General features: G+C 72.4%; 14 protein-coding genes. 10 read left to right on the top strand and 4 right to left on the bottom strand.

Annotated elements, in window-relative coordinates:
• Nucleotides 1-29: 29 nt before the first annotated feature.
• Complete coding sequence (locus tag J3S89_RS17425; protein ID WP_217929091.1) at nucleotides 30-1,298, bottom strand: MFS transporter; 1,269 nt, start codon at nucleotides 1,296-1,298, stop codon at nucleotides 30-32.
• A 391-nt stretch (nucleotides 1,299-1,689) separates the two neighbouring features.
• On the opposite strand from J3S89_RS17425, the gene atpD reads away from it, so the two are divergent.
• The 10 genes from atpD (at nucleotide 1,690) to J3S89_RS17375 (ending at nucleotide 9,883) form a co-directional block, all read left to right on the top strand.
• Entirely contained in the window at nucleotides 1,690-3,198 is a 1,509-nt protein-coding gene (gene atpD, locus J3S89_RS17420) for a F0F1 ATP synthase subunit beta (protein WP_217929089.1), read from the top strand.
• Nucleotides 3,195-3,647, top strand: a complete 453-nt coding sequence (locus J3S89_RS17415; protein ID WP_217929087.1) for a F0F1 ATP synthase subunit epsilon — start codon at nucleotides 3,195-3,197, stop codon at nucleotides 3,645-3,647. The genes atpD and J3S89_RS17415 overlap by 4 nt, the downstream gene beginning before the upstream one ends.
• Entirely contained in the window at nucleotides 3,644-3,934 is a 291-nt protein-coding gene (locus J3S89_RS17410; RefSeq protein ID WP_217929085.1) for an AtpZ/AtpI family protein, read from the top strand. The genes J3S89_RS17415 and J3S89_RS17410 overlap by 4 nt, the downstream gene beginning before the upstream one ends.
• Nucleotides 3,931-4,242, top strand: coding sequence for an N-ATPase subunit AtpR (locus J3S89_RS17405; RefSeq protein WP_217929084.1), 312 nt, complete (start codon nucleotides 3,931-3,933; stop codon nucleotides 4,240-4,242). Before J3S89_RS17410 ends, J3S89_RS17405 begins: the two co-directional genes overlap by 4 nt.
• On the top strand, nucleotides 4,239-4,946 hold the full coding sequence (locus J3S89_RS17400) for a F0F1 ATP synthase subunit A (protein WP_217929083.1): 708 nt from the start codon (nucleotides 4,239-4,241) through the stop codon (nucleotides 4,944-4,946). Before J3S89_RS17405 ends, J3S89_RS17400 begins: the two co-directional genes overlap by 4 nt.
• Nucleotides 4,943-5,188, top strand: coding sequence for a F0F1 ATP synthase subunit C (locus J3S89_RS17395; RefSeq protein ID WP_217929082.1), 246 nt, complete (start codon nucleotides 4,943-4,945; stop codon nucleotides 5,186-5,188). The genes J3S89_RS17400 and J3S89_RS17395 overlap by 4 nt, the downstream gene beginning before the upstream one ends.
• 10 nt (nucleotides 5,189-5,198) lie before the next feature.
• Nucleotides 5,199-5,933 carry a F0F1 ATP synthase subunit B family protein gene (locus J3S89_RS17390; RefSeq protein WP_217929081.1) on the top strand — a complete coding sequence of 245 codons (735 nt, stop codon included), beginning with the start codon at nucleotides 5,199-5,201 and terminating at the stop codon, nucleotides 5,931-5,933.
• Nucleotides 5,930-7,480, top strand: coding sequence for a F0F1 ATP synthase subunit alpha (locus tag J3S89_RS17385; protein WP_230489169.1), 1,551 nt, complete (start codon nucleotides 5,930-5,932; stop codon nucleotides 7,478-7,480). The genes J3S89_RS17390 and J3S89_RS17385 overlap by 4 nt, the downstream gene beginning before the upstream one ends.
• Nucleotides 7,477-8,331, top strand: coding sequence for a F0F1 ATP synthase subunit gamma (locus tag J3S89_RS17380; RefSeq protein WP_217929080.1), 855 nt, complete (start codon nucleotides 7,477-7,479; stop codon nucleotides 8,329-8,331). The genes J3S89_RS17385 and J3S89_RS17380 overlap by 4 nt, the downstream gene beginning before the upstream one ends.
• Before the next feature lie 280 nt (nucleotides 8,332-8,611).
• Nucleotides 8,612-9,883, top strand: coding sequence for a capsular biosynthesis protein (locus J3S89_RS17375; RefSeq protein WP_217929078.1), 1,272 nt, complete (start codon nucleotides 8,612-8,614; stop codon nucleotides 9,881-9,883).
• Here the strand turns inward: J3S89_RS17375 and glpD are convergent.
• The 3 genes from glpD to gndA form a co-directional block, all read right to left on the bottom strand.
• Nucleotides 9,880-11,379 carry a glycerol-3-phosphate dehydrogenase gene (gene glpD, locus J3S89_RS17370; RefSeq protein ID WP_217929077.1) on the bottom strand — a complete coding sequence of 500 codons (1,500 nt, stop codon included), beginning with the start codon at nucleotides 11,377-11,379 and terminating at the stop codon, nucleotides 9,880-9,882. The genes J3S89_RS17375 and glpD overlap by 4 nt on opposite strands.
• 166 nt (nucleotides 11,380-11,545) lie before the next feature.
• Nucleotides 11,546-12,079, bottom strand: coding sequence for a gluconokinase (locus J3S89_RS17365; protein ID WP_230489170.1), 534 nt, complete (start codon nucleotides 12,077-12,079; stop codon nucleotides 11,546-11,548).
• On the bottom strand, nucleotides 12,076-13,485 hold the full coding sequence (gene gndA / locus J3S89_RS17360) for an NADP-dependent phosphogluconate dehydrogenase (protein WP_217929076.1): 1,410 nt from the start codon (nucleotides 13,483-13,485) through the stop codon (nucleotides 12,076-12,078). The genes J3S89_RS17365 and gndA overlap by 4 nt, the downstream gene beginning before the upstream one ends.
• Nucleotides 13,486-13,524 lie beyond the last annotated feature (39 nt).

Raw genomic sequence — 13,524 nt, 5'->3', positions numbered from 1 at the left:
CCGCGTTCTTCGTCGATCTCGGCGCGGCGTCAGTCGCGGGTCGGGACGGCGGCGACCGCCAGGGCGGCGGCGGCGCCACGCGCCGCCCGTTCCGGAGCGCGGGCGATGCGGGCGAGGACCGCGGCGGCGACGAGCGCGATCAGCGAGGCGGCGATCGCCAGCCACAGCGCCGCCTGGGGACCACCGCGCTCGATCACGGTGGCGAAGATCGTCGGCGCGGCGGCGAAGACGAGATTCTGCGGCAGGCTCATCTTGCCCATCAGCGTGCCGTAGGCGGCGGCGCCGAAGAGGTGGAGCGGCAGCGTCACCCGAAGGATGGCGAGGATGCCGTTGGCACCGCTCCACACCAGGATGAAGATCCAGGCGCTGGTGGCCGGATCGAGCGGCGAGCCGAGCAGGGCCAGCATCGGCGCGAGGACGGCGATGCAGAGGCCGGTGGTGGTGATCGGGTGGATCCGCTGGCCGACGACGATCTCGATCGTCCGCGCGGCGATCGCCGCGGCGCCGCTGGCGGCGGCGACCCGGACGGCGGCGTCGTGAGCGAGGCCGAAGTCCTCGAACAGCGTGATGATGTGGAGCGGCAGGCCCCAGGAGGCGAAGCCCTGCACGGTGAAGGCCACGACCATGGCGACGATCGCGGTGGTGCGCGCACGCGCCGTCAGCGGCGGCGGCGAGGCCTCCGCCCGCGCGGCCGCCTCGACCGGCTCCGACACCACGACCGCGTCCGACCAGCGCGCGGCGATCCACAGCTGCAGCGGCAGGACGAGGCCGAGTTCGATCGCGCCGTAGAGCGCCACCGCGCCGCGCCATCCGAGCGCGGCCTCGAGCATCGCCGTCAGCGGCCAGAAGAGCGTCGGGGCGAAGCCGACCAGCAGCGCCAGGATGCCGATGCGCTCGCGGACGCCGCGTCCGACCACCCGGGTCAGGAAGGTATTGACCGCGAGCGTCAGGCCGAAGGCCATGGCGAGGCCGAACAGCGCCCAGGCGGCATACCAGGTCGCGACCGACGGCAGGCCGGCGAAGAGCAGGTGACCGAGCCCGATCGCCAGCGGCGCGATCGGCAGGAAACGCGCCGCGCCGAGACGGTCGAAGGAGCGCCCGGCGATGGGCGAGGCGAGCCCCCCGATCGCCACCATGATCGTCACGCCGAGATAGGTCTCGGTCGAGCCGAAGCCGAGGTCGCGCGTCAGGGACGGCCCGAGCACGGACGGCAGGTAATAGGTGGTGCCCCACCCGGTGATCTGGCCGAGCGCCAGAAACGGAAGGAGAAGGGCGAGACGGGGAGCAGGGGACGTCATCGGTGCGCCTGGAAGATCACGATCGGCGGGAAAGAACCGTGCAATCGTCCTCGTTTGAGGTGGAATCGAGGCAATTGCCTCCGATCGAGGCAAAAAAGCACGTCTGTGGATCGCCGGTCGCAGCGATCGCCACCCACGCCGTCCCTCGCCCCGGATTTCGCCCGGGATCGGCCCGTCCCGGCACGCCTTTCCGACGTCTCCGGTGGGCGCGGAGCGGTACCTGGGCGCGCACCCGTCGCGTCCCTCCCTTGAATCGCCGCCATGCCGGTGCTTCATTCGGGGTGTCGATACGAGGCGCCGACGGTTCGAGACGGCGGGGCCTCGGCTCCGCTCCGTCGCCGCAGCGGCCATCGGGCCCCGCGCCCGAGGGATCACCGAGGGACACGCGCAGATGGACCTCCACGACGCAGACGCCGCCGCGATCACGGCGACCGACCCGGCCGCGGAGACCGGACGGGCCGAGACGGACGGCCGGGTCGTCGCGATCCGCGGCGCGGTGATCGACATCGCCTTTTCCGGAGGCGACCTGCCGCCGATCGACGACGCCCTGATCGTCCGTGACGGCGACGGCGGTTCGGTCGTGGTCGAGGTCCAGGCCCATCGCGACGCCACCACGGTCCGGGCGATCGCCATGGCGACCACCACCGGCTTCCGGCGTGGCGACCGGGTCGAGCGGGTGGGCGGTCCGATCCGGGTGCCGGTCGGCGACGCGGTGCTGGGCCGGCTCCTCGACGTCGGCGGACGCGTCGGCGACGGCGGCGCGCCGCTTCTCGCCGATGCGCCGCTCCGGCCGATCCACGCGCCGCCGCCGTCGCTCTCGGCGCAGCGCGGCGCCTCCGACCTCTTCGCGACCGGCATCAAGGTGCTCGATCTCCTCACCCCGCTCGCCCAGGGCGGCAAGGCGGCGATGTTCGGCGGGGCCGGCGTCGGCAAGACCGTGCTGGTGATGGAACTGATCCACGCGATGGCGGAGAGCTACGCGGGTCTCTCGGTCTTCGCCGGGGTCGGGGAGCGCTCGCGCGAGGGCCACGAGATGCTGCTCGACATGACGAATTCGGGCGTGCTCGAGCACACCGTCCTGGTCTATGGCCAGATGAACGAGCCGCCCGGCGCGCGCTGGCGGGTGCCGCTGACGGCGCTGACCATCGCCGAATATTTCCGCGACGAGGCCCATCGCGACGTGCTCCTCCTGATGGACAACGTGTTCCGTTTCGTCCAGGCGGGAGCGGAGGTCTCGGGCCTGCTCGGTCGGATGCCGTCGCGGGTCGGCTATCAGCCGACGCTCGCCAGCGAGGTGGCGGCGCTGCAGGAGCGGATCGCCTCGGTGGGCGATGCCTCGGTCACGGCGATCGAGGCGGTCTACGTGCCGGCCGACGACTTCACCGACCCGGCGGTGACGACGATCGCCGCCCATGTCGACAGCATGGTGGTGCTGTCGCGCTCCATGGCGGCGGAGGGGATGTATCCGGCGGTCGATCCGATCGCCTCGTCCTCGATCCTGCTCGATCCGCTGGTGGTGGGCGAGGAGCATGCCCGGGTCGCCGCCGACGTGCGCCGCGCCATCGAGCATTATCGCGAGCTTCAGGACGTGATCTCGCTGCTCGGCATGGAGGAACTCGGCGCCGAGGACCGACGGATCGCCGAGCGCGCGCGCCGCCTCCAGCGCTTCCTGACCCAGCCCTTCGCCGTCACCGACGCCTTCACCGGCGTGCCCGGACGCTCGGTCTCGATCGCCGACACGATCGCCGGCTGCCGCACCATTCTCGACGGCGGTTGCGACGACTGGCGCGAAAGCTCGCTCTACATGGTCGGAACGCTGGAGGAGGCCCGCGCCAAGGAGATGGCGGCCCGGCAGGCGGACGCCGCCGCCGCGCCCGCGACGACGGGAGCGAAGCGATGAGACCACCGCTCCATCTCACCATCACCACGCCGGCGGCGGTGCTGGTCGACGACGCCGCCGTCCGCTCGGTCCGCGCCGAGGACGAGAGCGGCGGTTTCGGCATTCTCGCCGGCCATGCCGATCTCCTCACGGTGCTGCCGGCCTCGGTGGTGCGCTGGCGCGGCGACGACGACGTCGAGCACTACTGCGCCCTGCGCGGCGGCGTGATGACCGTCGCCGAGGGGCGCCTCGTGTCGATCGCCTGCCGCGAGGGGTCGCTCGGCGACGATCTGGCGACGCTCGAGGCGCGGGTCGCGAACCTGCGGGCGAGCGAGACCGACGCCGACCGACGCCACCGGGTCGAGCAGACCCGACTCCATGCGCAGGCCGTGCGCCAGCTGATCCGCCTGCTCGGAACCGGCCCGACGACCACCGCCGAGGCGCTGTTCGGACAGGAGGCGACGCGATGACCGCCCCGCGCGCGAACGACCCGGAGGACCGTCTGGCGGAAGCCGCCCGCCGCGCCGCCGAGCGCCGCCGCGAGGGGATCGAGACGCCGGAACCCTCGCTCGGCACCCGCCTGGGGCAGATCGGCATTCTCGGCTGGACGATCGTCGTGCCGACGCTGATCGGCGTCGCCGTCGGCCGCTGGCTCGATCGGACCTTCGCCACGGGGGTCTTCTTCTCCGCCCCCCTGATCATGATCGGCGCGGCCTTCGGGATGTGGTCGGCCTGGAAATGGATGCATCGCCCATGACCGACCTCGCCACCACCTCCTCGCTCCTCGACGCCGTCCGGGCGAGCCCGGCGCTCGGCGGGGCGATCGGCGCCGCCGTTGGTTTCTGCCTCGGCCTCGCCTATTTCGGCTCGCTGTGGTGGAACGCCCACGCCTGGGCCGGGGGCGATCTGGTGCGGGCGGCGATCGTGCAGATCCTGCGTTTCGCCGTGGTCGCCGCCGTCTTCTACGGCCTGTCGCGGCTCGGCGCCGCGCCGCTCCTCGGCGGGGCGCTGGCGCTTCTGGCGGCGCGCACGCTCGCGCTTCGCCGCTTCGGGAGGATGCCGTGAACGCCTCGCCGCTGACGCTCGAACCCGCCTTCATGCTCGGCCCGGTGCCGATCGCGGCCCCCGTCGTGGTCACCTGGGTGATCCTCGCCGTCCTCGGCGTCGGCGCCTTCCTCGCCACCCGACGTCTTTCGACGCGGCCGTCGGCGTTCCAGAGCCTGCTCGAGATCGTGGTCGTCACCATCGACGACCAGATCCGCGGCACGATGCAGACCGACCCGGCCCGCTTCCGCGCCCTGATCGGGACGATCTTCCTCTATGTGCTCGTCGCGAACTGGTCGTCGCTGGTGCCCGGGGTCGAGCCGCCGACCGCCCGTCTCGAGACCGACGCGGCGCTCGCCTTCATCGTGCTCGGCGCGACGGTCGCCTTCGGCATCGCCACGCGGGGGCTCGGCGGCTATCTCGCGACCTTCGCCGAACCGACCTGGGTGATGATCCCGCTCAACCTCGTCGAACAGGTGACGCGGACCTTCTCGCTGATCGTGCGCCTCTTCGGCAACGTCATGAGCGGCGTCTTCGTGATCGGCATCGTCCTGTCGCTGGCGGGACTGCTGGTGCCGATCCCGCTGATGGCGCTCGATCTCCTGACCGGCGCGGTCCAGGCCTACATCTTCGCGGTGCTCGCCACCGTCTTCATCGGCGCCGCCGTCGGCGAGCGCCCGCCGCCACGATCCGAACCGACCTCCTCGGAAGGGAAGACACCATGAACATCATCGAGATCGTCAGCATCCTGGCGGCGGCGCTCGCCGTCTCGGTCGGGTCGATCGGGCCGGCGCTCGCGGAAGGGCGCGCCGTCGCCGCCGCGATGGACGCCATCGCCCGTCAACCGGAGGCCGCCGGCACCGTGTCGCGGACGCTCTTCGTCGGCCTCGCCATGATCGAGACGATGGCGATCTACTGTCTGGTGATCGCGCTGCTGGTGCTCTTCGCCAATCCTTTCGTGAAGTGAGGCGGAGGTCATGCGGATCGACTGGTGGACCTTGGCGCTGCAGGCGATCAACGTCCTCGTTCTCGTCTTCATCCTGAGCCGTTTCCTGTTCCGGCCGATCGCCGACATCGTCGAGGCGCGGCGGGCCGAGGCGCGCGCCCTGCTCGATCGGGCCGAGGCGGAGAAGGCGGCGGCCGAGGCCGATCGCGCCGAGGCGCGCGCCGAGGTCGAACGGCGGGCGCGAGACCGCGACGCGGCGCACGCCGCCGTGGCGGCCGAAGTCGATCGGGAAAAGGCGGCGCTCCTCGCCGCCGCGCGGGCGGAGGGCGAGCGTCTGCGCGCCGCGGCGGAAGCCGACGTCGCCGGGCTCGAGCGGAGCGCCCAGCGGGTCGCCGCCGATCGCGCCAGCCGGCTCGCCGTCGACATCGCCGCCAAGCTGCTCGCCCGCCTGCCCGAGGACGTCCGTGTCTCCGGCTTCCTCGACGGCCTCCTCCGGGCGGTCGCGGCGCTGCCGGAGACGACCCGCGCCTCCCTCGGCGCCGAGGGGGTCCCGCTCCGGCTGAAGACGCCGCGCGTCCTCGGCGCGGCGGAGAGCGAGGCCCTGCGCGCCGGGCTCGCCCGCGTGCTCGGCCGTGACGTGGCGATCACGGTCGTGGTCGAGCCCGCTCTCGTCGCCGGCCTCGAACTGGAGGCGCCGCACGCCTCGGTGCGCAACAGTTTCCGCGCCGACCTCGATCGCATCGCCGAGGAGTTGACGCGCCCATGACCAGGTCCATGACCACGCCCGAGACCGCGCCCGACACCTCACTCGACGGCCGGACCGCCGCCTGGCTGAAGACGAGCCGCGAACGACTGGCCGGGACCGAAGTCACCGCGACGGCGGAATCGATCGGGCGGATCACCGCGATCGCCGACGGCATCGCCCATGTCTCGGGCCTGCCCGACGTTCGTCTCGACGAGTTGCTCGCCTTCGAGGGCGGCGGCGCCGGCTTCGCGTTGACGCTCGACGCCGACGACGTCTGCGCCGTCCTCCTCGACGACGCCACCGCCGTCGAGGCGGGCGGGCGGGTGACCGGAACCGGCGAGGTGGTGCGGGTGCCGGTCGGTTCGGGGCTTCTCGGGCGTGTCGTCGATCCGCTCGGCCGGCCGCTCGACGGCGGACCGCCGATCGTCGCGGAGGCGCGCCATCCGATCGAACGGGCGGCGCCGGCGATCATCGACCGCGATCTCGTCTCCTCGCCGCTCGACACCGGCATCCTCGCCCTCGACGCGCTCTTCGCGCTCGGGCGCGGCCAGCGGGAGCTGATCATCGGCGATCGGGCAACCGGCAAGACCGCGATCGGCGTCGACGCCATCGTCAATCAGAAGTGCTCGGACGTGGTCTCGGTCTATGTCGCGGTCGGCCAGCGGGCGACGGCGGTGGAGCGGGTGATCGAGCAGGTGCGCGAGCACGGCGCGATCGAACGGTGCATCTTCGTGGTGGCCTCGGCGGCGGCGGCGCCGGGCCTGCAATGGATCGCGCCCTTCGCCGGCTTCACCATCGCCGAATATTTCCGCGATCGCGGCGGCCATGCCCTGATCGTCGTCGACGACCTCACCAAACACGCCGCGACCCACCGCGAGCTGGCGCTCCTGACGCGCGAGCCGCCGGGCCGCGAGGCCTATCCCGGCGACGTCTTCTACGTCCACGCCCGCATGCTGGAGCGCGCCGCCAAGCTCTCCCCCGCCCTCGGCGGCGGCTCGCTGACGGCGCTGCCGATCGCCGAGACCGACGCCGGCAATCTCTCCGCCTATATTCCGACCAATCTGATCTCGATCACCGACGGTCAGATCGTGCTCGACGCGCGTCTCTTCGCGGCGAACCGGCGGCCGGCGATCGACGTCGGCCTCAGCGTCAGCCGGGTCGGCGGCAAGGCGCAACGGCCGGCCTTGCGCGACGTCGCCGGGCGGATCCGGCTCGATTACGCCCAGTTCCTCGAGCTCGAGATGTTCACCCGTTTCGGCGGTCTCACCGACGCGCGGGTCAAGTCGCAGATCACCCGGGGCGAGCGCATCCGTGCCCTGCTCGATCAGCCGCGCTTCGCCGGTCTGCGTCCGGAGGATCAGGTGGCGCTGCTGGCGGCGCTCGCCGAGGGGGTCTTCGACGCCCATCCGCCCGGCCTCGTCGCCACCGTGCGCGACCGGCTCCGCGCCACCGTCCAGGCGGCGCCGGAGGGCGCGAGCGCGGAGGAGGATCGCGCCCGCCTCGTCGATCGGGTGCGGGCGATCGCCGCTGCGGTGGCGGCGGCGCCGACGGCCGAGGGGCCGCCATGAGCGAGCGGGCGAGCGACGTCGAGGCGCGAATCGGCACGGTGCGTCAGCTCTCGGTGGTGATCACCGCGATGCGCGGCATCGCCGCCGCGCGGTCGCGCGAGGCGCGCGGCCGGCTCGAGGGCATCCGCGCCCATGCCGCGATCATCGCCCGCGCCATAGGCCGCGCGCTGGTGCATCTGCCCGCGCCCGACCGCCCGGGCGCCGACGGACGGCCGCCCGGCGGCCACGTGGTGGTCGCGCTCTGCGCCGAACAGGGCTTCGCCGGGGTCTTCAACGAGCGCGTCCTCGACGCGGCGGTCGCGGCGATGCCGCGGGCGCGATCGGAACTGTTCGTGCTCGGCGATCGCGGCCTGATGGTCGCGGAACAGCGGGGTCTCGAGGTCGCCTGGTCGGCGCCGATGATCGGCCACGTCGATCAGGCGGTGGCGCTCGCCGACCGGATCGTCGAAGCCCTCTACGAGCGGCTTCGCGCCGGCCGGGTGAGCGACGTCACGGTGATCCATGCGGTGCCGAACGCCGGTGCCTCGCTCCACGTCGTCGAGAAGCGGCTGGTGCCCTTCGACTTCGCGCGTTTCCCGGCGACGGTGGCGAGCGGCGAGCCGCTCCTCACCCTGCCCGCGCCTGTCCTCCTCGCCCGTCTCGCCCAGGAATACGTCTTCGCCGAGGTGTGCGAGGCGATCACCCTGTCCTTCGCCGCCGAGAACGAGGCGCGCATGCGGGCGATGATCGCCGCCAAGACCAACGTGGCGGCGACGCTCGAGGATCTCGTCTCGCGGTCCCGGCGCCTCCGGCAGGAAGAGATCACGAACGAGATCATCGAACTGGCCGGCGGCGCGTCGAGCGCGGGGTGAGCGGGCCGAGCCGGCCGAGGGAGGCGCGAACCGGCGCGGCGCATCGATCGCGGGCGTCCGTCGCCGGATCGACGATGGGCGGATCTCGAAACATGGCGCGCGCCGCCGTCTTCGGTTAAATCGAACCGTCTCACGACCTCGGGTGGCGTTTCGCGTCCTCGGTCGCAGCGGAACGCCGTCGGTCCGCCCGTTTCGGGCGGGTTCGTTCATGGAACAGACAGCATGCCCGAGAGACAATGACGAAATACGGAATGCGCACCAGAATCGGCGGCCAGTCACGATGACGATCCCACCCAGGCGAAGAGTCCTGCTGCTGCAGGGCCCGGTCGGCGGCTTCTTCGCCCATCTGCGGACGGCGCTCTCGGGGCATGGATTCGAGGTGCGCCGGCTCGTCTTCAACGGCGGCGACATCTTCTATTCCCTCGGCGGGCGCTACGAGGTCGCGCGGTTTCGCGACGGGGACTATCAGGCCTATTTCGAGCGCCTCCTCGGCGAATGGCGGCCCGATTTCGTCGTCCTCTTCGGCGACGAACGGCCGATCCACCGCGTCGCCAAGGCGGCGGCGGCGGCGCGCGGCATTCGAGTGTGGTGCTTCGAGGAGGGCTACATCCGCCCGGACCACGTCACCTTCGAGCCCGACGGCAACAACGCCAATTCGACCCTGCCGGCGACCTTCGATTCGGCCCGCGCCGGGACGCCGCCGGCGCCGGCGCCGCATCTGACCGGGCAGACCTTCGCGATGGGGCTCCGGGCCTGCTTCTACTTCATCGCCCATCGCTCGACCCGTCATCTCTTCCCCGGCTACGAACACCATCGAGAGCGGTCGCTGCGCGCCGAGTTCCGCTACTGGTTCCGCGCCTATTTTCGTCGTCGCTTCGCCCTGCGCGAGGACGAACGCCTCGTCGAGAGGATCCTGGCGGGCGAACATTCGCCGTTCTTCGTGGTGGCGCTGCAGGTCCACGACGATCTGCAACTGCGCCGTCATGGACGCGGGTGGACGTCGGGGACTTTCCTCGAGGCGGTGCTCGACTCGTTCCACCGGGCGGCGCCGGCCGACGCGCGGCTCCTCATCAAGGCCCACCCCTTCGACATCGGCCACAACCACCATCGCAAGACGCTGCGCCGGCTGATCGAGTTGGACGGCCTGACCTCGCGGGTCGTCTATCTCCAATCGGGGCCGCTGCTGCCGATCGTGCGTCAGGCCCGGGGCGTGGTGACGATCAACAGCACCGCCGGTCTCGCCTCGCTGCGCAACGCGATCCCGACCATCGCCTTCGGCAAGGCGCTCTATCACATCGAGGGGCTGTCGCGGCCGCCGGCCGGCATCGAGGATCTCGATCGATTCTGGCGCGACCCGCCGGCGGTCGACCGCGAGGTGGCCGATCGCTTCGTCGAGCACACGCTGCGCACCGCGCTCATTCCCGGCAGCTTCTATCTGAAGAAGACCTGGCCCGGCATCGCCGACGCGGTCGCGGCGCGGCTGCGCGCGGCCGACGCCGATCGCACCGATCCGACCGAGGTCGTGGTCCCCGACGCCGGGCGCGCGGACTAGCGCCGCGCCGCCGCCATGAAGGCGGCGAGCTCCGCCACACGATCGGGCGAAAGACGCAGGCCGAGCTTGGAGCGGCGCCACAGGACGTCGTCGGCCTCGACCGCCCATTCCCGGCTCATCATGTGGCGCACCTCGGCCTCGCTGAGGCCGGCGCCGAAGTCACGGCCGAGATCCTCGCGGTGCGTCACCGATCCGAGGATCGCCTCGGCGCGGGTGCCGTAGGCGCGCACGAGACGCGCGGCGGTCTCGGCGTCGAGGAAGGGATGGCGGGCGAGGAGGTCGGCGGCGAGGCGCTCGCGCCCGTCGACGGGGAAATCACCGCCCGGCAGCGGCGCCGTCGCGGTCCAGGCGGGACCGGCGGCGGGGAGATGGGTCGCCAATTTACGCAAGGCCGCCTCGGCGAGGCGGCGATAAGTGGTGATCTTGCCGCCGAAGATCGACAGGAGCGGCGCGCCGGCGACGCTCTCGTCGAGTTCGAAGACATAGTCGCGGCTCGCCGCCTTGGCCTCGCTCGCGCCGTCGTCATAGAGCGGGCGGACGCCGGAGAAGCTCCAGACGACGTCGTCACGGCCGATCGGCCGGGCGAAATAGTCGCTCGCCGCCCGGCAGAGATAATCGATCTCCGCCTCGCTCGCCCGCACTTCGCCCGGATCGCCGTGGAAGTCCTGGTCGGTGGTGCCGATCAGGGTGAAGTCGCGTTCGTAGGGAATGGCGAAGACGATGCGGCCGTCGCCGTTCTGGAAGAGATAGCAGCGATCGTGGTCGTAGAGCCGGCGCACCACCACGTGCGAGCCCTGGACGAGGCGGACGCGCGCCCGGCTGCGGCCGGGGACGACCTCGGTCAGGATCCGCTCGACCCAGGGGCCGGCGGCATTGACCAGGGCGCGGGCGCGAATCGTACGGCGGGCGCCGTCGCGGTCCTCGAGCGTCACCGTCCAGCCCTCGGCGGAGCCGGTCGCGGCGACGGCGCGGGTGCGGGTCTCGATCACCGCGCCGCGCTCGGCCGCGTCGAGGGCGGTCAGCACGACCAGACGGGCGTCGTCGACGCGGCAGTCGGAATATTCGAAACCGCGCCGGAAGAGCCCCGGCTTCAGCGGAGCGCCGGCCGGGTCGCGGGTGAGATCGAGGGTGCGGGTGCCGGGCAAGAGCTTCCGCCCGCCGAGATGGTCGTAGACGAAGAGACCGAGACGCAGGAACCACGCCGGACGCAGACCCGCGTGGTGGGGCAGGACGAAGCGCAGCGGCTCGATCAGATGGGGCGCGGCGCGCCACAGCACCTCGCGCTCGACCAGCGCCTCGTGGACGAGGCGGAACTCGTAATATTCGAGATACCGCAAGCCGCCGTGGACCAGTTTGGTCGACCACGAGGAGGTGCCGCTCGCCAGATCGTTCATCTCGCAGAGATGGACCGAGAGCCCGCGCCCGGCCGCGTCGCGGGCGATGCCGCATCCGTTGATGCCGCCGCCGATCACGGCGAGATCATAGATCGTCTCCATGCGTCTCTCCCGACGGTCCCGGCACCGCCCGTCCGAGGCCGGTGCGGCGCGGCCCGGACCAGAGCCATCCTCCGCACCGATATTTTTCTTTCGTCGCGGGAGCAAACGAAAACCGCGGACGCGGGCTCTCGTCCCGGGCCGGCGCGGTCGCGTGGGTCCGTGCTACTCACCCCTCCGTCGGCGCCGGCAGAGTGGCGAGACCGGCGACGATCCGCTCGACGAGACGCTCGGGCGGCTCGGCGACGTCGACCTCGAGCACGTCGGGCTCATGATCGGGCGGCTCCAGCGCGGCGATCTGGCTGTCGATCAGGGCGGGCGGCATGAAGTGATCGGCGCGCGCGCCCATACGCCGCCGCACCAGGGCATCGGCGCCGGTCAGGTGGACGAAGCGGACGGTGGGACCGGCCTCGCGCAGGCGGTCGCGATAGCGGCGGCGCAGGGCGGAGCAGGCGAGGACGACGTCGCGCCCCTCCCCGGCCGCCGACGCCACGATCTCGACGAGGCGGGCGAGCCACGGGGCGCGATCGGCGTCGTCGAGCGGGTGTCCGGCCGCCATCTTGGCGCGGTTGGCGGGCGGGTGATGATCGTCGCCTTCGACGAAGAGGGCGCCGAGGCGTTCGGCGAGGCGACGGCCGACCGTCGACTTGCCCGATCCGCTGATGCCCATCACGACGACGATCGAGCCGACCTTGTCCGTCATCGCGCCGTCTCCCGTGCCCAGTCGTGGTGGAAGGCGCCGGGCCGATCGACCCGTTCGAAGGAGTGATCGCCGAAGAGGTCGCGTTGGCCCTGGATCACCGAGGCGCCGAGGCGCGCCGCGCCGAGGCCGTCGAGATGGGCGAGGACGGAGGCGAAACCGGGGATCGGGACGCCGGCGCCGGCGAGCGTCGCGACGAGCCGGCGCAGCGCCGGCGCTCCGGTTTCGACCGCTTCGCGGCCGAAGGGGCTCTCGAGCGCGTCCCAGACGTCGTCGCGGCCGGCGACGGCCTCGGCGAGCGGCGTCAGCATGTCGGCGCGGATGATGCAGCCGGCGCGCCAGACCCGCACCACCGCCGCCGGATCGGTGTCCCAGCCGCGCGCCCGCGCCGCCGCGACGATCAGATCGAGCCCCTGGAGATAGGCCGAGATCATCGCGAGCGGCAGGGCGGCGGCGAGATCGGCGACGATCGTCTCCGGGTCGGCCTCGGCGGCGGGCGGACGGGCGAGACCGGGGCGGGGCCGGCGCTCGGCGGAGAGGATGCGCGCGAAATAGGCGGCGGCGATCGAGGGCACGGCGACGCCGAATTCGGCCGCCGCCTCGACCGTCCATTTGCCGGTGCCCTTGTGGGCGGCGCGATCGGCGACGATCTCGACCAGGGGACGGCCGGTGTCGAGATCCTCGGCGCGCAGGACCACCGCCGTGGCGTCGAGGAGATAAGAGGCGGCCGGGCCCTGCGCCCAAGCGGCGACGACCTCGGCGGCGCGGGCGGGCGCGAGGCCGGCGGGGCCGAGCAGGGCGACGGCGGCCTCGGCCCAGAGCTGCATCTGCGCGTATTCGATGCCGTTGTGCGCCATCTTGACGAAATGGCCGGCGCCGCCGTCGCCGAAGCGGCCGTGGCAGGGGGTGCCGTCGGGGGCCCGGGCGGCGAGGGCGGCGAGCAGGGGCGCGATCTCGGCGAGGGCGTCGCGATCGCCGCCGGCCATCAGCGAGGCGCCGTGGCGGGCGCCCTCGCGGCCGCCGGAGACGCCGAGCCCGACGAAGCGGATGCCGCGCGGCGCCAAGAGACGCTCGCGCCGCTCGGTGTCCTGCCAATGGGAATTCCCGCCGTCGACGATCACGTCGCCGGACAGCAGCACGCCGTCGAGATCGGCGAGCAGCGCGTCGATCGGATCGCCGGCCTTGATCATCACCAGGAAGCGGCGCGCCCGATCCGGCCCGGAGGCGGCATCGCGCGGCGTGGCGACGAGACGGACCCGGCCGGCCATCTCCTCGGCGGCGACGACGACCACCTCGGGAAAGGGATCGGTGGCGGCGACGGCGAAACCGGCGTCGGCCAAGTGGAGCGCGAGATTGCGGCCCATCACGCCGAGACCGATCACGGCGATGTCGACGACTTCGGCTGTCATGAGAGAACCCCTTCTCGGGTGAAGTGAGGCCCGGCGGTC

Origin of the sequence: Pinisolibacter aquiterrae, assembly GCF_019160155.1 — a bacterium.
GTDB classification, from domain to species: domain Bacteria; phylum Pseudomonadota; class Alphaproteobacteria; order Rhizobiales; family Ancalomicrobiaceae; genus Pinisolibacter; species Pinisolibacter aquiterrae.
The sequence above is the reverse complement of the archived record's forward strand: the minus strand, read 5'-3'. Positions and strand labels throughout refer to the sequence as shown.